This is a genomic window from Aeromonas molluscorum (assembly GCF_051376105.1).
Lineage (GTDB): Bacteria > Pseudomonadota > Gammaproteobacteria > Enterobacterales > Aeromonadaceae > Aeromonas > Aeromonas molluscorum.
Map to the genome: position 1 here is coordinate 1,353,986 of NZ_JBPQCY010000002.1, position 19,070 is coordinate 1,373,055.

Here is a 19,070-nt window from a genome sequence, read left to right on the forward strand (position 1 = left end):
CATGCGCATCACCACCAACATGATGTACAACCGCGGCCTCTCCTCCCTGAGTGCGGCGGCCGAGCGGCAGAGTACGGCCTATGAACAGCTCTACTCCGGCGACAAGTTCAAGACGGCGGGCCAGGATCCCTCCGGAATGAGCCAGAAGATGGCGCTCACCAAGGAGATAGACCTGTTCCAGCAGTATGGCGTCAACGGCAGCCTGCTGGAGAACAGCCTGGGTCATGAGGAGACCATACTCAGCTCCCTCAACGATGCCATGCTCAGCGCCCAGACCCTGATGCAAAAAGCGAACGACTCGGCCCTGGGCCAGGCGGATCGCGAGTCCGTGGCCAAGGAGCTGGAAGGGCTGCAGCAGCAGATGTTCGACCTGATGAACAGCAAGAACTCACAAGGGGAGTACATCTTCGGCGGCAACCAGAGCAAGACTCAGCCCTTTGTGAAAGATCCCGGCGGCAATTATGTATTCCAGGGCGATACCGGTCAGCGGGAGATCCAGGTCTCCTCCACGGTGCGCATCCCCGCCAACGATTCGGGTCTGGATCTGTTCGAGACGGTGCCGACCCGGCGTACTGCCAGTGCCGATACCGGCAATATCCAGGTCAAGGTGGGAGCCCAGGGACAGTTCGACAATTTCTATCGCACCAACTACGACAGTGCCCTGGCCAGCAACAAATACACAGTCACCACAGTGGCGGGGGTGCCGGATAGCTACCAGATCACGGACGTGGGCGGCAATGTGCTGCAAAATGGCGACTATGTGGCAGGGGAGGATATCAATTTCAACGGCCTCACCCTCAATCTGGACCAGGGGGCGGGTACAGTGCAGGAGTTCTCTCTGGATCAGCCGAAGAACGACAATATTCTCAATGGCATTTCCGATTTTATCGGCGCCCTGCGTGATCCCAATATCACCAATGACGACTTCCAGTTGAGCGCGCAAGATGCCCAGGCCCACCTCAGCAATGCACGTCAGCGCATGGATACCGGGCTCGGCGCCCTGGGAGGGCGGATGAACAGCCTGGAACAGGTCATGAGTTCCAACACCGGGCTCGATACCCTCAATCAGCAGGCCAGGGCCAAGGTGTCCGAGATAGATCTCTACGAGGTGATCTCGACCCTCTCCAAGGAGAACGCGGCCATGAGTGCCTCGCAGCAAGCCTTTAGCAACATCAGCAAGCTGACCCTGTTCGACTATATTCGCTAACGGGAACTGAGAGTTGTAAGGGATTGTTAATAAAGACTCATATCGTTTGACTCCATCGCGGGTCTGACCGACCATGACAGGGCAGGCAAGGTGCGTGGCATCTGCCTGCTTTTTTTCGCAGCATCTCGTTAGGCGAGGCTCCTGCATAAACACAGGCCACTGATCTCACGACGTCGAGAGACGCCCAAGCTCAGGACAGTTATCATCGGATTAAGGTGTTAACCCAAGTGGCTTCCGGCTCGCCGGATACGTTATGCAGTGCTAAAGCTGGTACGTGGGGATGGTGACACGCCGAACGGCGTCATTTCCTGCCTATTTTCTCGTCCATCAATTGCTGTTTTCTTATCAGCCCATCCCTGCCGGGATCACAAAGGCTCATATGTGATGAAGAAAACACATCTGTTACTGAACCGTCATCAACTGCTTGACCTGCCCACTCTGCAAGCCTGGCTCGACAACGAGCTGGCCCCGGATGCGCGGGCCGCCCAACTGTTCGCCCTGCGCCAGGAAGAGCTCAACTGTCTGTTTGACACTCTGGGGCCCGACGGGGCCCGCCTGCTTGGCATGCTAGCCCGCACCAGCGGTGCCCGGCTCTTGCTGCGCCTGCACCCGAGTGTGCTGACGCTGGTGCAGGACAAGATCCCGCGCCGGGAGCTGCTTGCCATGTTGCGCAGCCTGGGCAAGCGGGATCGCGCCACCTTGCTGGCGAATCTGCCACCGGCGGCGAGTGTCCAACTCGAAGGGTTGCTCAGCTGGCCGAGCGAGTCGGTGGGGGCGCACATGCGCCACGACTTCTTCACCCTGAAAGGGGAGGAGTCCATTGCCAGCGCCAGGCAGCGGATCCACGATGCCTGGGACAACGCCGAGGTGTTCCAGGATATCTATGTGGTGGATGAGAGAGGTCAGCTGCTCGGCTATCTCTCCCTCAAGACACTGCTGGTGGCCGAGCCAGAGCGTGCGGTATGCGAGCTGATGGATAAAGATCTTATCCGTCTTGATGCCCGCATGGATCAGGAGCTGGCGGCGCGGATGGTGGTGGAGCGGGATCTGCTCTCCCTGCCGGTCGAGTCCGATGGTCGCCTGCTTGGTATCTTCCACCTGGATGATGCGGCCGACATACTCGAGCTCGAATCCACCGAGGATGCCGAACTGCAGGGGGGCTCATCTCCCCTTGAGGTGCCCTACCTGCATGCCACCCCTTGGCAGTTGTGGCGTAAACGCATCGCCTGGTTGCTCATTCTGTTCGTGGCCGAAGCCTATACCGGCACTGTGCTGCGCGCCTTTGAAGAGCAGCTGGAGGCGGCCATCTCACTGGCATTCTTCATCCCGCTGCTCATTGGCTCCGGGGGCAACAGTGGCACCCAGATCACCACCACCCTGGTGCGCGCCATGGCGGTGGGGGAGGTGAGTCTTCGCAATCTGGGGACAGTGCTACGCAAGGAGATCACGACCGCCATGCTGGTCTCGGTGGCCATGGCCCTGGCCGCCTGGGTGCGGGCCTGGAGTCTCGGGGTTGGGGTGGAAGTGGGCGTGGTGGTGACTTTGACTATCATCGCCATCGTGCTGTGGAGCGCCGTTGTCGCCTCCATCATTCCGCTGTTGCTGCGCCGCTTGCGGCTGGATCCGGCCGTGGCATCAGCCCCCTTCATCTCGACCTTGGTCGATGGCACAGGTCTCATTATCTATTTCGAGATAGCCAAGCTAATTCTGCCCGACCTCAACTGACGGGCGCGATGAAACGAAAAAAGGCAGCCCAGGGGCTGCCTTTTTTCATGCCAGGATCGGATCAGGTGAGCTGAAAGTCGAGCTGCCAGCCTTGCTCTGCGCAGTATGTCTGCTCTTTTTCCAGGTTCTGCATCAGCAAGTGGTTCGCATCGCACCAGGCGGCGGGCAACGCCAGGGTGAGACCGTCGTCCTTGACCGCCACCTGCCAGGGGGGCAGGAGACCATCTATCCGCCTGTGATTGGCGGCAACCGCCAGTCGCAGGATGCGGATGCAGCGCAGTACCGTCTGCTCGTCATGATTGGGCAGGGCGGGTAGCTCGGCGAGTTTGAGGGCCTTGCGGTGGAAGCGGGCCAGGGTGGCCAGCAGGGTTTGATCGTCCTGATTGAAGCCAGGCAGGTCGGTATTGGCCAATATGTAGGCCGAGTGGCGATGAATGCCACCATAGTTGATGGCGAGCCCAATTTCGTGCAATTGGGCGGCCCAGCGCAAGATGGCGCGATAAGGCTCGGCTTCGAGCTGCCACTCATCGGCCAGCAGGTCGAACAGGGCGAGGGCGCTCTCTTCGACCCGGGCCGACTGGCGGCCATCGATGCGATAGTGGCTGGCCAGCGCCAGGGCGGTCCGCTCGCGAATGTCGTGATGCTGCAACCGCTCTTCGAATTCGTAGAGCAGTCCCTCACGCAGGGCGCCATCCGAGTAGTCCATCCGCTCGATGGGTAGCGCCTCGAACAGGGCAATCAGGATGGCGACGGCGGCGACGAACACCTCCTGACGTTCGGCTGGCAGACCGTTGAACTTGAGGGCGGATACTTTCTTGTGACTGAGGATAAGTTCTGCCAGACGGGCCAGCGCCTCACGGGTGATGCCCCCCTCGGTCAGCGCCTCCTGTACCAGCACATCATGCACGGTACGAATGGAGCCAGAGCTGCCAAGGCAGCTCTGCCAGCCGAGATGCTTGTACTGCGCCAGCACAGGATCGAGCTGGTGATGAGCCGCCAGGATGGCGGTGTCGAGCTGGGTCTTCCCTATTTTTCCTCCCGGAAAGAACAGCTGGGTAAAGCTGACACAGCCCATCTTGCGGCTGGTGAGGGCCAGGGGAGTGAAGCCCTCGCCGATGATGATCTCGGTGCTGCCGCCCCCGATGTCGACCACCAGCACCTGCCCCTCCAGATGCTGGGTATGGGCGACCCCCTGATAGATGAGCCGCGCCTCCTCCTGGCCGCTGATCACCTCGACGGGATGGCGAAGCAGGCTGGCGGCCTTGGCGACGAACTCGCGGGCATTGCTGGCCCGGCGCAGGGTATAGGTGCCGGCGATGCGGATCTGATCCGGGCGTATATTGCTGAGCCGTTCGGCAAACAGCGCCAGGCAGTCGAGGCCACGGGCCATGGCCTCGGCCGACATGTTGCGCTGTTCATCCATCCCTTCCGCCAGTCGAACCCGCTCCTTGAGCCGGTCGATGATCTGCATGCGCCCGTCGGTGAGACGGGCGATGACCATATGAAAGCTGTTGGAGCCAAGATCGACGGCGGCGTAGAGGCTAGTGTCCATGGGGGGCTGACTCGATGCGTTTGAGATAGTCATAGGTGGCAACCTGGGAGCGGATCTTGCGCCTGTTGCCCCGTTTTACGTACAGGTTCTGCTGTTCTGCATCGATGAGCCGCGCCTTGGTGGTGTCGCTCAGTTGCAACTCCAGTATATCCAGGATGCGTTGTTTGAGCCGATCGTCATAGATGGGGGTGCCCACCTCGATACGGCCGTCAATGTTGCGGCTCATCCAGTCGGCGCTGGAGATATAGAGCTGCACATTGCCCTTGTTGTGAAACACCATGACCCGTGGATGCTCGAGGAAGCGATCTATGATGCTGATCACTCTGATGTTGTCGCTCAGGCCCGGCACCCCGGGGCGCAGGGCACACATGCCGCGCACTATCATCTGGATGGGCACCCCGGCCTGCCCCGCCGCATAGAGGCGATTGATGAGATCCCTGTCCACCAGGTTGTTGATCTTGAGGGTGATGCCGCTGGGCTGTCCCGCCTTGGCGTTGGCCAACTCGTTGTCGATGAGGCGATAGAGCTGGCGACGGCAGTTGATGGGGGAGACCAGCAGGTGGTTGAACTTGTAGCGCCGGTAGGGGTACTCGATGTATTCGAATACGCCCTCCACCTCGGCGGTGATGTCGGGGTTGCGGGTCAGCAGCGAGAAGTCGGTGTAGCTCTTGGCAGTCTTCTCGTTGAAGTTGCCCGTGCCGATATGGGCGTAGCGCACGGCTTCACCCTGCTCGAGGCGGGTAATGAGACAGAGCTTGGAGTGGATCTTGAGACTGGGCACCCCGAACACTACCTTGACCCCGGCGTCGGTCAAGACATTGGCCCAGTCGATGTTGGCCGCCTCGTCGAAGCGAGCCCGCAGCTCGACCACCACAGTCACCTTCTTGCCATTGTTGGCGGCATCGACCAGAGAGTGGATGATGCGCGATTTCTTGGCCACCCGGTAGATATTGATGCGAATGGCGCTGACTGCCGGATCGAAGGCCGCCTGACGTACCAGCTCGGTGAAATGGTGGAACTTGTGATAGGGGTAGTAGAGCAAGATGTCTTGCTTGGCGATGGCATCGAAGGCATTGACGAAACCATCAAAATCCCGGCACTCCAGGGCGGGCAGCTTGGGGTTTTCAAGGTAGTCACGCCCCACGTTGGGGAAGCCGATGAAGTCCTTGAAGTTGTGATAACGTCCCCCGGACATGATGGCGTCATAGCTGCTTATCTGCAGCTTGAGCTTGAGGAAGCTTATCATGGCGGCCGGCATCTCCCGCTCATAGACGAAGCGCACCGGCATGGCGGTGAGCCGCTGCTTCAAGCCGTCACTCATCTTGTCAACCAGGCTGAGATCGAGCTGGTCGGAGAGGTCGTACTCCGCATCCCGGGTCAGCTTGACCGCGTAGGCGGCGATTTCGTCATAGTCGAAGAAGCCCTTGAACAGGTCGTCCAGACAGGATCGGATGATGTTGTCGAGTATGATGATCTGCTTCTTGCGGCGGGTACCCTCGGCGGGCAACTGCACGAAGCGGGGCAAGTCGTCGGTCGGCACCTCGACCAGGGCATACTGGATCACCTGGCCTTGCTTTTTCATCTCCACCGCCAGGTAGGTGTACTCGTCCTTGAGGAACTTGACCGGGTTCACCTCCTTGTTGAGCAAGATGGGGATCAGGTGGCGTTGCACCTTGTCCTTGAAGAAGAGCCGCATCCACTGCTGTATGTTGTCGGAGAGCTGGTTCTCGTTGACCAGGAAGATGTTGTGGCGGGCGAGCGCTATCAGCAGCTCCTTGTAGGTGTTGTCGAAGGCTTCGCCAAGCGCCATCACTTTTTGCTGGATGGCGCGCAGCAACCCCTTGGCCTCATCATCACCGCCATGGACTTCATTGATCAGGATGCGCCGTTTCACCTCGGAGACCCGCACCTTGAAAAACTCGTCCTGGTTGGAGGAGAAAATGCCAAGGAAGCGGATCCGCTCGATGAGCGGCACCGTCTTGTCCATCGCCTCCTGCAGCACCCTCTCGTTAAAAGAGAGCCAGCTCAGTTCCTTCTCTTCATACAGCTTGTCGGTGCTCATCAGTGCCTCTGTTTATCCAATCCCGTGGAACGAATGGGCCTCATTAGATGACGGTTTTGTGACGCTTTAATGACAGCGGCATCAATCTTCTACGTCTTGATCTATGTCGACCACCAGATCGTCCGACAGGGACTCCAGGGAGTCGATAAGTGTCGGCAGGGCCAGTTCCTGGGGCAGGGCGACCAGCGCATGGGCATAGAAGAGGGGGGCCCCGGAATGGGGGGCGGCCTCGCAGCCCGTGGTCAGGTCGATGACGTTGGCACCGAGCTGGCGCAAGATGCTCGCAACTTCATGGACAATTCCCGGTCTGTCGTTGCCGGTGACCGTCAGCATCAGCTGGCGTTCGGGTTCGGCACCGAGCACCCCTTCGGCGAAGCTCACCTTGAGCCCGGCCAGCAGGGAGAGCGCCTCGCACAGGCCGCGGTAGTGACCATCGTCAACGCTGATCTGGAGGATACCGGCAAACTGGCCGGCCAGCTCACTCATGGAACTGGCGAGCCAGTTGCCACTATGCTGGCTGATGAGGGCGGCCAACTCTTCCACTATGCCGGGTCTGTCTGCACCTATTACGGTGACAACCAATTGCTTTTGCATCCTGCTCTCCTTGTGTATGAGTCCACTTCATTGTGCCTGCCGTTGCAGGTGAGATGAACCCCCTGACCCAACCAAAACCGAAATTATTCTGCCAATGGCAGAGTCTGCTGCTGGCGCCGTGACAGATAGCGGTTGTGACCGGAGGTTGTGGTAATATTATGCCCCTCTTTCGTCTGTCGGATTGCCCCCTCCATGAATGGCTTGTTGTTACCCGGTCTGTTAGTACTGGCCCTCGTCCTGATCCTGCTGGCTTGGCGTGCCCGCCGTGCCAGGAGCGTTTCCTGCTCCTTGCAAGAGACACTTATGACCCCGGATCGCCATCGTGAGTTCGAGGCGTTGCAGGCACTGCTGCAAGAGGAGGTGCGACTCTTTACCCATGTGCGGCTCAAAGACGTGCTGTTGCCGGGCAAAGGGGTCGGCAAGGGAAAATGGCAAAAACAGCTGGCCAGCATGGGGGATCGCCAGTTTGACTACCTGCTCTGCCATCCCGAGGATCTCTCCCTCATCTGTGCCATCGAGCGGCTCGCGCCGGCACAAGGCAAACGCCGCCCGAGCCGGGACCGCTGGTTGCAGCAACTGTGTGAACGGGCTGACTTGCCCCTGCTCCCTCTCACGGGGCAAGAGGCGGCCGATCTCGATGAGCTCAAGGAGCAGGTGCAGGCCTTGTTGCTGGACGAGGAGGCACTGGATCCTCAGACGGCGCTCACTGGGGGGGCAAGGCGCGAGCCGACCTTCAACCCGCAAGCCCTCGGCGCGGTTGATCTGGAAGAGACACCCAGGCCGCTTACTCGGCCCCAGGCCGATGCTGCGCGTGGGCGCACCAGCAAAGGGGCTGGTCGCCGTCATTACCGGGAGGAAGAGGTAGATAAGCTCCCCCTTGATATGCCCATGATGAGATCTGTGCCCCAGACGCTGGCAGTGAGTGCCGAGCAAGAGGCGATGCCCCATGGCTTGTTCACCGCAACGCCGCTGGATGAGGACGAAGATGAGGAGGGCACTGACCAGGCTGGCAAGCTCGCTGACAAGGACGATGTGGCGCCAGCCAACCCCCATACTTGTCCACGTTGCACCGCGCCGCTGCTGGAGCGCGAGGCCCGCAAGGGACCTTATGCCGGCAAGCAGTTTCTCACCTGTACCCGCTTCCCCGAGTGCCGCTACGCAACCCTGAAGGCGACGTCACCGCACTGAGTCACCGGTCGGATCCCGCCTATCGGACTCGAATGACCGAGTGTTATTGGGGTAATCCCCTTCGAATGGCAACATCTGTTGCGGCTATGCTTGCCAGTACACATTCTGGCGCGACAGTTTTTGACAAGGCGCCGGAATTTTGGCACTTTGTGCGCCTTGTACACTGACCTCGTCTGCGAGGTGGTGGCGGTAGAATAAAAACAGTGGGTGAAGAGGGATGAATATGATGGCAATGGGCGTGCTGATAGTGGATACGGATGTCGCTAGGCGCCAGCAGTTGGGTACAGTGCTCTCCTTCATGGGTATGCCTTGGCAAGAGGTCGCCCAAGCGGATCTCGACATGGCCATCGAAGCCTCGGGTCCCTTGCAAGGGGTGCTGATCGGCGAACTGGTGGATCGTCCCCTGAGCACGCTGCTCGAGCAATATCCCCGCACCCCTTTCGTCTCCCTGGCCGAGATAGCGTTGCCCAATAGCAACTTTATCGGTGTGGCCCAGGCGCCATTTTCTTATGAATCCCTCACCCGACATCTGCACTTTTGTCAGGCGTTTGTCTCCTTGCACCCGAAACAGCAGGTCCATGACAAGGGTCAGACGCTGTTGCGGCTGCTGGTGGGCAAGGGCAAGGGCATTCAAGAGGTGCGCCGTCTCATCAGCCAGGTCGCTCAGACCGATGCCAATGTCTTGATCCTGGGCGAATCCGGGACCGGCAAGGAGGTCGTGGCGCGTGCCATCCATGAACTCTCCAACCGGGCTGGCGGCCCCTTCGTGCCCATCAACTGCGGCGCCATTCCGGCAGAGTTGCTTGAGAGTGAACTGTTCGGCCATGAGAAAGGCGCCTTCACCGGCGCCATAGCGGCGCGGCGCGGCCGCTTCGAACTCGCCCAGGGGGGCACCCTCTTCCTCGACGAGATCGGCGACATGCCGATGCCGATGCAGGTCAAGTTGCTGCGGGTGTTGCAGGAGCGGCTGTTTGACCGGGTTGGCGGCGGCAAACCCATCCATGCGGATGTGCGCATCATAGCGGCGACCCACAGGGATCTGGAGGCGATGATCCGCACTCAGGAGTTTCGTGAAGATCTCTACTACCGCCTCAATGTCTTCCCCATAGAGACGCCGCCCCTGCGTGATCGCATCGACGATATTCCGCTGCTGCTGCAGGAGCTGCTCAACCGTCACTCCGAGCAGCATCAGGGCTTCATTCGCCTGACCCAGCGTGCCATGGAGTCCCTGCTGCAATACCCCTGGCCCGGCAACGTGCGCGAGCTCTCCAACCTGCTTGAGCGCTTGCTGATCCTCTATCCCCAGCAGATAGTCGATGTTTCGGATTTACCGAGCCGTTATCGACTGCTGCCTTGCGAACCCAGAGATGCCCGCCTGACCGAGATGGATGAGCGCGATGCCCTGGCTGCCGTGTTCCAGGATCCGCCCGAGCTGCTGGTTAGCCAGAGCAGTGGCAACCTGATGCAGTTGCCCCAGGAGGGGGTCAACCTCAAGGAGATGCTGGCCGATCTGGAAGTGGAGCTGATCCGTCAGGCTCTGGAATCCCAGGAAGGGGTAGTCGCACGGGCCGCCGATCTGCTCGGCATGCGTCGCACTACCCTGGTCGAGAAGATGAAGAAATATGGCATGAGCAAGGAAGCCTAGGGTCAACCCCTTGACGCACCCATATAATTGGTTGATTTAAAACAGTAAATTTATCTGGCATAGAACTTGAATAGCCTGACCGTACTCCCCGTTTGAGGTCAGGTTTATGACGAGCCAACAGCAAGACAACCCGGTCCAGTCCCACGAAGTCAGTCAGCTCTATGCCATTTTCACGGCGTTGCCGACCGGGGTGCTGCTGCTCGACGGCCAGGGGGCCATCACTCGCGCCAATCCGGCGGCCCATGCGCTGCTCGGCGAACCGCTGGAAGGGTTGAGCTGGCGCGCCATCATAGGGCGCTGCTTCGAGCCCAGGGCCGATGACGGCCACGAGATCTCCCTGAGAGATGGTCGCCGGGTACAGCTTTCTACCCAGCCGTTGCCGGATCAACCTGGCCAGCTGGTGTTCCTCACCGATCTCACCGAGACCCGCCGCCTCCAGGACAGGGTCAACCACATGAAGCGCCTCTCTGCGCTTGGCAACATGGCTGCCTCCCTGGCTCACCAGATCCGCACCCCCCTGTCAGCCGCCATGCTCTATGGCGCCAACCTGGCCAACCGCACCCTCAAGCCGGAATCACGAGTCCTGTTTCAGCAAAAGCTGATGGCCAGGTTGCAGGATCTGGAAAAACAGATCAGCGACATCTTGTTGTTTGCCCGCAGTGGCGAGAGCCAGGTGGTGGCGCCCATCTCGGTACAGGGGTTGTTGAGCGAAGTGCAGGCGGGAGCCGAGGTGTTCTGCAATCAGCAGCAGTGCAGCCTGCACATAGAGGCACCTGAGCCGGACCTCTGCCTGCTTGCCAACAGCAATGCCCTGGCTGGTGCCATCAACAACCTGATAGCCAATGGTGCCCAGGCCGGAGCCAACTCCCTCATGGTGAGTGCGGTGCGCAGCGACAACAGGGTCGAGCTGAGGGTGCTCGACAACGGCAACGGCATGACCCATCAACAACTCGCCCAGATCTTTGAACCCTTCTTTACGACCCGCAGCCAGGGAACTGGTCTGGGGCTTGCGGTGGTGCAGTCCGTGGTGCGAGCCCACCAGGGAGAGGTCAAGGTGACCTCGGTAGCGGGGGAGGGCAGCTGCTTCACCCTCTCTTTCCCTTTGCATGAGGGCGTGCAGGCCCTGGGAGTCGTCGCATGAGTGTTGCCCCTTGCCGATTGGGTGATGATCCGGTTTTCATCCTGACGTTTTATTCAAATGAGACGGTGCAGTCTCTGGGAGCACGAGTATGAGTCAGGCACGGATCCTGGTCGTTGAAGATGATTCCGGCCTGCGCGAGGCGCTAATAGATACCTTGCTGCTCGGTGGTTACGAGTGCCGTGAGGCCGATAGCGGTGAGCGGGCGCTGCTCGCCCTGTCGCGCCAGTCCTTTGACATGGTCATCTCCGACATCCAGATGGGGGGCATGGACGGGCTGACCCTGCTGGGCAACATTCGGCAGGCCTATCCCCAGATCCCGGTGTTGCTGATGACCGCCTACGCCAATATCGATGGTGCCGTACGGGCCATGCGTGAGGGGGCTATCGACTATCTAGCCAAACCCTTCTCCCCCGAGGTGTTGCTCAACCAGGTGAGCCGCTATGTGCCGGCCCAGAAAGTGGAGAAACGTGCCGTGGTGCATGGGGATCCGCGCAGCGCCGAGTTGTTCCAGCTGGCCGCGAGGGTCGCGAGAAGCGAGGCCACCGTCATGGTGACCGGGCCCAGTGGCACGGGAAAGGAAGTACTGGCCCGTTACATACATGACAACTCCCCTCGCAGTGAGCAAGCCTTTGTGGCCATCAACTGCGCCGCTATTCCGGAAAACATGCTGGAGGCGACCCTGTTTGGTTACGACAAGGGGGCCTTCACCGGCGCCGTACAGGGTTGTCCCGGCAAGTTCGAACAAGCCCAGGGCGGTACCCTGCTGCTCGACGAGATAACCGAAATGGATCTCTCCTTGCAGGCCAAGCTGCTGCGGGTCTTGCAGGAGAAAGAGGTCGAGCGGCTCGGCAGTCGCAAGATGATCCCCCTGGACGTACGGGTCATTGCCACCAGCAATCGCGACCTCAAAAAAGCGGTGCAAGATGGGCTGTTTCGTGAAGATCTCTACTACCGGCTCAATGTGTTTCCCCTGCACTGGCGGGCCCTGCGCGAGCGGCCCGGAGACATATTGCCTCTGGCCGAGCACCTGCTCGCACTCCATGCGGTTCAGCAAGGGCTGCCGACCCCAACACTGGGGTCTCAGGCGGCGGCGCTGTTGCTCGCCCACCCCTGGCCTGGCAACGTGCGCGAGCTGGACAACGTGGTGCAGCGGGCGCTGATCCTTTCTACCGATGGAGAGATAGGGGTCGCCCAGTTGATCCTGGAACCCGCTGACGTGGGGGCGTTCGCGCTGGGCGTCGCCGACGTCGGACTCACTCCAACGGACTCTGCAGGAGAGGTGAGCGGTACTGAGCGCGCCTTCAGTGGCGAGCGGCTTGGCAGCGAGCTCAAGCAGCAGGAACACCAGATCATTCTGGAAACCTTGCACGACTGCAAGGGCAGCCGCAAAGCCGTTGCCGAGCGGCTCGGCATCAGCTCGCGCACTTTGCGCTACAAGCTGGCGCAGATGCGTGAGGCCGGCATCCTGCTGCCCGCCTAAGCGCGCATCCAGCAACAGAGGTAGCCGGGTGTATTCTGGCGTCAGGCCCGGTGCAGTGTCTGGCTGATGCGCGAGGACAATCAGTGTGAGCCCGTCACCATGGTCTTGGTCGGCGGGCTCGATTATCATGGCCCTTTGTCATCTCGCCCACCCGGGCACAGAGGGGCCTATGATCCGCCGTCAAAAACTCACCAATATACTCAATCAGCTGCTCGAGCCCCATGCCATCAAGGATTACTGTCCCAATGGCCTGCAAGTCGAAGGACGCGACGAGATCCACAAGATAGTCACCGGGGTCACCGCCAGCCAGGCGTTGCTCGACGCCGCCGTGGCCGAGGGCGCTGACGCCATACTGGTACACCATGGCTACTTCTGGAAGGGGGAATCCGAGGTCGTCACCGGCATGAAGCAACGCCGCCTCAAGACGCTGCTCACCCATGACATCAATCTGTTTGCCTATCATCTGCCACTGGATGTCCATCCGGAGCTTGGTAACAATGCCCAGCTGGCCAAGTTGCTTGGCATCAAGGTGCGTCGTGGTTTGGAGCCTTGGGACAAGAAGAGTGTGGCCATGGTCGGCAAGTTTGATGAGCCCCTGAGTGGTCAGGCGTTGGCCACTCGTCTCGGCGAACGGCTGGGCCGTCCTGCGCTGCATTGCGGCGAAAGCGGGCCTGCCCTCATCGAAACCGTGGCCTGGTGTACCGGCGGGGGACAGAGCTATATCAATCTCGCCGCAGAGCAAGGCATAGATGCGTTCATCTCGGGGGAGGCATCGGAGCAGACCATACACACGGCTCGGGAGATGGGCATGCACTTTTTCGCCGCAGGCCATCATGCGACCGAGAGATACGGGGTCAAGGCGCTGGGGGAGTGGTTGGCTGCTGAGCACGGGCTCGAGGTGATCTTTGTCGATATCGACAACCCGGTATAAAAAATACCAGGGTAGAAATCTACCCTGGTTCTTCGCAGCAGCCATACAGGCAAAAAGGGATGAGGTGTTATTGAGCCAAGCTCGTTCTCATGGGTCGCATTGTTGCTTCAATGTTAATTTTGTTGCAAGCCATTGCGGTGGTACGGGGTGGGCGGCTTCACAATAATGGAGCCAGATCACATTTTTTCGATCCCCCAGCGCCGGATGCCTGGGGATGATTTGACTCCCCTGTTCGCCATCGCTGATCTATGTTCTATTTGGATACCCATTTGCAGGAGGCAAGATGACACTGTTGGATCAGGCGGTTTTGGCCCAGTTGGCCGAAGACATTGGTGAAGAGATGATGCCGGTGGTGATCGGGGTCTTTATCGAAGAGGTAGGAGAGCAGCTTGCCCAGCTGCCCCCTCTTTATGAGCAGGCTGAGTGGCGGGCGCTGGGACGACTGGCCCACAGCCTCAAATCTTCCTGCGCCAGTTATGGTGCCAGGCTCAGTCAGCAGCAAGTGGTTGCCCTGGAGCTGGCCTGCCAGCGTCAGGATAGCGCCGAGAGCGGTCTGCTCATCAGTCAGTTGCAACAATCCCTGCCCCAGGTATTCAATCAGTTGAACCACTACTGCCAGCCATCATCCTGAATCTGCGGGTCAGGGATCAGTGACGCTTTCGCCAGTGAATTGCCCTGTCCAGGGCCGCTTTGAGCCTGGCCCTGTCATGGCGATGGGGCAGGCCCTCCTCACCCAGCAGGGCTGTCATCAGTAGACCATCCAGCTCAGCCGGGTAGTGGCCCTCCGGGCCTATGATGGCATCGACTCGTCCCGTGCCAATGTGCTGTTCGAGCCAGCGCCATTGGGTCAATAGATCCATCTGGCCAGCCGGCCCCTTCTCCGCCACCAGATTGGTGATAAAGACCAATTTTGCACGGCTCTGGCTGATGGCCTGGGCAATCTCGGCCAGTAGCAGGGGGGGCATGATGGAGGTGAGAAAGCTGCCTGGCCCGAGCACTATCATCTCGGCCTCGTCAATGGCTCGCACCGCCTCCCGGGTTGCCGCCACCTTGGGGCTGAGGGCGAGGGAGAGGGGCGGAGTGTCCAGCTGGTCGATGGAGACCTCGCCGAGGATCTGGTTGCCACAGGCGGTGCGGGCGCTGAGATCGGTGGGAAACTCCGACATGGGCAACAGCTTGCTCTCAATCTTCAGCATGTTGCTGATGAGACGAATCGCATCGAGAGGGCGTACCGACAGGTTATCCAGCGCCAGCAGCATCAGGTTGCCGAGGTTGTGACCGGCCAGCTCGCCCCGGCCAGCAAAGCGGTACTCGAAGAGCATGCTGCCGATGCTGGGTTCGGTGACCAGCTGATTGAGGCAGTTGCGCAGATCGCCCCAGGCGATGCACTCCTGACCCTGACGCAGCCGCCCGGTGGAGCCGCCATCGTCCGTGGTGGTTACTATGCCAGTCAGGCGCTCGCCGAGGAAGGAGAGGGAGGAGAGCACCCGGCCCAGGCCGTGGCCACCGCCGATGGCGACAACATGTTGGAAGTCATTGATATTTTTCTGCCACATACAGATCCCCGTGCTGACTCATGATGGCCCAGTGTAGTCATGGGCCTCATGTTGTTGTTTGTCCCTGCGCCGATTTTTCGGCAACAGCGGAATTTTTCGCAAAGGGTATGACTTTTGCTTGATTGCTGCACCTGATTTTCTTGGCCCTCTCCGTGATGTCTGGGACGATGCAAAAATGGGCCTGTATCCCGGGTGTTCCCAAGGGTCATAGCTCAATGAGATTTAACAGGAGATAGCAGTGGACTTTCTGACGGCTCACTCCCTTGCCGCCTGCTCTGTGCTCGCTTGTCGCGAGGTGTGCGAGCGTCTGACGACCCTGCGGGGTGAGCCGGCCTTGCTGCTTGTCTACTTCACCCAGGCCCACGATGCCGCCATCTTGCGTGCTCAGCTGACGATCCGTTATCCCAACACGCGCCTCATAGGGTGCAGCTCTTGCCATGGCGTACAGACCCAGTCCGGTTATCACAGCGCAGAGGGCTGGGGGCTGGCGGTGGCGGCCCTGTTCGATGAACGGGGTAGCTATGGTGTTGCCGGGGCGCTCGGTGAGCAGATTGAGATGCGTACCCTGCTGCATGGCGCCATGGCCCAGGCGGCGCGCCCAGGCGAGTTGCCAGCCATGATATTGCTGCATGCCAGCCCAGGTCAGGAGGAAGCCGTACTGGCGACCATCGAGGCCGAATTTGGCAGCCAGGTCCCAGTGGTGGGGGGCTCGGCTGCCGACGATCGGGTGAGTGGCGACTGGCAGATCTGCTGGCAAGAGGGGGAGGGCGATCAGGGCGTCGTACTGGCCTTGCTCTATCCGGACTGCGAGCTGGCGTTCCAGTTTCACTCCGGCTACCTTGCCACCGCCCATCATGGGGTGGTGACGGCCAAGGCGGGGCGCGAGGTGCTGACCCTGGATGGCGTGCCAGCGGCCCAGGTCTATGCCCGGTGGCGCGGGCTCAATGCCCTGCCGGTCGGCCCTATCCTCAAGGAGAGTACCTTGGCGCCACTGGCGCGTCAGCGAGGCACCCTGGATGGGGTGCCTTACTACAAGCTCTCCCACCCGGAGGCGGTGACGGCCCGTGGTGGGTTGAGGTTGTTTACCGATATCGAACTGGGGGAGCGATTGACGCTCATGTATGGCAGCGAAGAGGGGCTCCTCGCCCGTAGTCTGGCGGCGGGTCACATAGAGCCTGCCTATGGCCGCTGCCGCGAGGTGCGTCCCTTCGGTGCCCTGCTCATCTTCTGCGCAGGTTGCCGACTGGCTCTCGGTGAGCGTATCCAGGAATTTGGCAGCCTGTTTGAGACGCAGCTCGGTGCCATCCCCTTTATTACCCCCTTTACTTTCGGCGAGCAGGGACGCTTGCCTTATGGCGAGCTGGCTCACGGCAATCTGATGGTTTCCGCCGTGATACTGCTGGGAGAATCCGCATGACCCCTGTTCCAAGTGCCGATAACCAGGAGCTGGAAGCCCTGAACGACAAGCTGCAGGCCACCTTGATGGAGCTGGTGCACTGTCGCGCGCGCGAGGAGCAATATCGTCAGGAGTCGCAGACCCTGTTGGCCGGATTAGGTACCCTGGCCGAGGCCCGCACTCTGGATCAGGTACTCGACAGCCTGATCCGCAGCCTGCAACCTTTTATCGGTTTCGAGCAGGCGGATGTCCTGGCCTGGGATCAGGGCACGGGGATCACCCATCTCAGCACAGAGCCCGGCGAGTGCGGCCGGGGCTGGCACAGCTCCCCCCTGTTCGCGCGCGCCTTGGCGGGGGAGACCCTCGTCATCTATGACCCGGGCCAACTGCCCGAGTTTGCAGCCGTGGCTGGCAAGGCCGGCTGGGCCAGCCTGATGCTGACCGGTCTGCATGCCCCCGGTTTTGTCGGGATATTGCTGTGTCGCCACTCGGTCCGAGGGGGACTGGATCTGCAAAGCAAGGCGGTGCTGGCACGCTGCCGACCACTCATTTCCCAGGCGCTGGTCAATATTGCTTACCGGGCCCGGTTGCAGCAGCAGGTGGCGCTCAAAACCCGGGAGTTGCAGGCGAGCGAGCTCCGGTTTCGCCGCTTTGCCGCCATGGCCTCGGATTGGTTCTGGGAGACGGATGCCGATCACAGGCTCAGCTATGTCTCGGCCCCCGGCTATCAGGGCGGTGTCATGGCCATGGAGACGGGACGCAGCCTCTATGAGGTTGCCCATGAGCGAGAAGGGGAGCCCTGGGAGAAGTTCCGTCATCTGGTGGAGGGGCGCCAGACCATTCGGGCGGAGCGGGTACGCATCAAAACAGGAGGCATAGTGCGCTGGATGGAGGTGAGCGCCGAGCCCAGCTTCGATCAGCAAGGGAGGTTCAGCGGTTACAGCGGGACGGCTCGCGACATTGGTCCCCAGATCCACCGAGAGCAGCAACTGGCCCAGGCCCGGGATCAGGCCGAAGCCGCCAATCGTGCCAAGTCCCAGTTCCTGGCCATGATGACCCACGAGATCCGCTCCCCCATGAATGCCGTGATGGGCATGCTGGATCTCTTGCAACACGAGGCCCTGGCGCCTGCCCAGCAATCTCTGCTGGGTCATGCGGCCCACTCGGCCAGACTGCTGCAGACCATCATCGATGACGTGCTCGACTTTTCCAAAATTGAGGCCCACAGCCTGGAGCTTCACTGCGAGCGCTTCTCCCCCCGAAGCCTCTGCCAGGCCATCATGGAACCGCTGCACGCCATGGCGAGCGGCAAGGGGCTCACCTTGTACTGCGAGCTGGAGGATGCCGTGCCCGACGCGCTGTTCGGGGATCCGGTACGGCTGTCCCAGATAGTCAACAACCTGCTTGGCAATGCGGTCAAGTTTACCGAGCGGGGCCGGGTCGTACTCAGGGTGGGTTGGGATGGGCAACGGCTGTGCATCGAGGTGCAAGACAGTGGCATCGGCATCAGTGAAGGGGATCAGGCGCGCCTGTTTGAACCCTTTACCCAGGTCGACAGCTCGGCCACTCGTCACTGCGCGGGAACCGGACTCGGGTTGAGCATCAGCAAGCGACTGGTCACCTTGATGGGGGGGGAGCTCTGTCTGGCTAGCCAGCTCGGCGAAGGGAGCCGCTTCTGGTTCAGTCTGCCGGGGCTCAGCTTGCCCTGCGAGAGTGAGGCGCGCGCCAGTCCGCCTAAGCTGACATTGCGCCCTCTGGATGTGCTGGTGGTCGAAGACAGCCCGGTCAATCAGCTCGTGGTCTCGCTCATGTTGCAAAAGCTGGTGAGCCGGGTGCGTCTCGCAGGCAATGGCCTGGAGGCGATCTCCCAGGTGGCCGAGCAGGCGCCGGATCTCATCCTGATGGACATGCGCATGCCGCAGATGGACGGATTGGAGGCGACCCGGTTGCTGCGCGAGCTTGGTTATCAGATGCCGATAGTGGCATTGACCGCCAATGCCATGGCCGAAGACAGGGCCCGTTGTCTGGATGGGGGCATGACGGACTTTCTAGCCAAGCCCATTAGTCTGGCGCGGCTGCGCGATTGCCTGGTGCGGCACTGCTGAGTGTCATGGCCCTGTCATGGTGAGCGGTCAAAGTTCCTGAGATGTTCTGGGCATGCTGGTGATGGTTTTGTGAGCCTCAACCGAGGTGAGTCGAGAAAACACAGGTAAAAAAAATGGTCAACTAGTTAGTTGACCATTTCTTCAGCAAATACTGAAGAGAGCACGGGATAAATCGGGTTGTATAAAACTATATGAAAGATACGTGCCAACTTTTCAATTCTCTTCAAGCCACTTATTTCGGCCAATGTGGGAGAGGGTTGGTGTCTAATGAATACATTTTTTTGCAAATTGCGAGTTGTGATTTTGCATATTGATATTTTTCGCATTTTGCAACGATTTGGCAAGGGGCCGGGATGTCAATCCAAAGTATTTACCCTGCCTTCTTGCGGCTTACCTTCTTCTGAATGATCCGGTCAGCGCCATGCCAGAGTCATTGGCCTAGATCCCCCTTCACCGCCAGAGTGGCATCCGAGCTCACCGACGCTGGT

14 protein-coding genes and 1 riboswitch are annotated in these 19,070 nt (G+C 60.3%); of the genes, 10 read left to right on the forward strand and 4 right to left on the reverse strand.

The annotated features are described in order from the left end of the window. Nucleotide 1: 1 nt before the first annotated feature. Together flgL and mgtE are read left to right on the forward strand one after the other, a co-directional pair. Nucleotides 2-1,207: a flagellar hook-associated protein FlgL gene (gene flgL, locus ACSMDR_RS16865; RefSeq protein ID WP_436468985.1), complete on the forward strand. Its 1,206-nt coding sequence runs from the start codon at nucleotides 2-4 to the stop codon at nucleotides 1,205-1,207. 117 nt (nucleotides 1,208-1,324) lie between these two features. Beyond that, nucleotides 1,325-1,494, forward strand: a riboswitch (M-box (ykoK) riboswitch). Nucleotides 1,495-1,591: 97 nt separating this feature from the next. Further along, nucleotides 1,592-2,932 (forward strand): magnesium transporter, encoded by a 1,341-nt coding sequence (mgtE, locus tag ACSMDR_RS16870; RefSeq protein WP_436468986.1) that lies wholly within the window; start codon nucleotides 1,592-1,594, stop codon nucleotides 2,930-2,932. Between the two features lie 61 nt (nucleotides 2,933-2,993). On the opposite strand, the gene ppx is transcribed toward mgtE, so the two are convergent. From ppx to ACSMDR_RS16885, 3 genes are all read right to left on the reverse strand, one after another. Continuing rightward, nucleotides 2,994-4,484, reverse strand: a complete 1,491-nt coding sequence (gene ppx / locus ACSMDR_RS16875) for an exopolyphosphatase (RefSeq protein WP_436469344.1) — start codon at nucleotides 4,482-4,484, stop codon at nucleotides 2,994-2,996. Next, entirely contained in the window at nucleotides 4,474-6,546 is a 2,073-nt protein-coding gene (gene ppk1 / locus ACSMDR_RS16880; RefSeq protein ID WP_005894488.1) for a polyphosphate kinase 1, read from the reverse strand. Before ppk1 ends, ppx begins: the two co-directional genes overlap by 11 nt. Nucleotides 6,547-6,627: 81 nt before the next feature. Next, nucleotides 6,628-7,140, reverse strand: coding sequence for a glycine cleavage system transcriptional repressor (locus tag ACSMDR_RS16885; protein WP_005894486.1), 513 nt, complete (start codon nucleotides 7,138-7,140; stop codon nucleotides 6,628-6,630). A 192-nt stretch (nucleotides 7,141-7,332) separates the two neighbouring features. Between ACSMDR_RS16885 and ACSMDR_RS16890 the strand changes: the two genes are divergently transcribed. The 6 genes from ACSMDR_RS16890 to ACSMDR_RS16915 all read left to right on the forward strand — a co-directional run bounded on the left by ACSMDR_RS16890 (nucleotide 7,333) and on the right by ACSMDR_RS16915 (nucleotide 14,156). Further along, entirely contained in the window at nucleotides 7,333-8,328 is a 996-nt protein-coding gene (locus tag ACSMDR_RS16890) for a DUF2726 domain-containing protein (RefSeq protein ID WP_083940354.1), read from the forward strand. A 223-nt stretch (nucleotides 8,329-8,551) separates the two neighbouring features. Further along, nucleotides 8,552-9,973, forward strand: coding sequence for a sigma-54 dependent transcriptional regulator (locus tag ACSMDR_RS16895; RefSeq protein ID WP_040318919.1), 1,422 nt, complete (start codon nucleotides 8,552-8,554; stop codon nucleotides 9,971-9,973). Nucleotides 9,974-10,079: 106 nt separating this feature from the next. Continuing rightward, complete coding sequence (locus ACSMDR_RS16900; protein ID WP_005894479.1) at nucleotides 10,080-11,114, forward strand: sensor histidine kinase; 1,035 nt, start codon at nucleotides 10,080-10,082, stop codon at nucleotides 11,112-11,114. Between the two features lie 88 nt (nucleotides 11,115-11,202). After that, entirely contained in the window at nucleotides 11,203-12,594 is a 1,392-nt protein-coding gene (locus ACSMDR_RS16905) for a sigma-54-dependent transcriptional regulator (protein WP_436468987.1), read from the forward strand. A gap of 169 nt (nucleotides 12,595-12,763) precedes the next feature. Further along, nucleotides 12,764-13,525 (forward strand): Nif3-like dinuclear metal center hexameric protein, encoded by a 762-nt coding sequence (locus tag ACSMDR_RS16910; RefSeq protein ID WP_436468988.1) that lies wholly within the window; start codon nucleotides 12,764-12,766, stop codon nucleotides 13,523-13,525. Nucleotides 13,526-13,808: 283 nt separating this feature from the next. Further along, nucleotides 13,809-14,156 carry an Hpt domain-containing protein gene (locus ACSMDR_RS16915; RefSeq protein WP_005894472.1) on the forward strand — a complete coding sequence of 116 codons (348 nt, stop codon included), beginning with the start codon at nucleotides 13,809-13,811 and terminating at the stop codon, nucleotides 14,154-14,156. 16 nt (nucleotides 14,157-14,172) lie between these two features. Here the strand turns inward: ACSMDR_RS16915 and ACSMDR_RS16920 are convergent, their stop codons facing one another. Next, nucleotides 14,173-15,081 carry a gluconeogenesis factor YvcK family protein gene (locus ACSMDR_RS16920; RefSeq protein ID WP_005894470.1) on the reverse strand — a complete coding sequence of 303 codons (909 nt, stop codon included), beginning with the start codon at nucleotides 15,079-15,081 and terminating at the stop codon, nucleotides 14,173-14,175. A 232-nt stretch (nucleotides 15,082-15,313) separates the two neighbouring features. Between ACSMDR_RS16920 and ACSMDR_RS16925 the strand changes: the two genes are divergently transcribed. Both ACSMDR_RS16925 and ACSMDR_RS16930 read left to right on the forward strand, forming a co-directional pair. Beyond that, entirely contained in the window at nucleotides 15,314-16,498 is a 1,185-nt protein-coding gene (locus ACSMDR_RS16925) for an FIST signal transduction protein (RefSeq protein ID WP_436469345.1), read from the forward strand. After that, nucleotides 16,495-18,582: a PAS domain-containing sensor histidine kinase gene (locus tag ACSMDR_RS16930; protein WP_436468989.1), complete on the forward strand. Its 2,088-nt coding sequence runs from the start codon at nucleotides 16,495-16,497 to the stop codon at nucleotides 18,580-18,582. The genes ACSMDR_RS16925 and ACSMDR_RS16930 overlap by 4 nt, the downstream gene beginning before the upstream one ends. The last annotated feature ends 488 nt before the right edge of the window (nucleotides 18,583-19,070 follow it).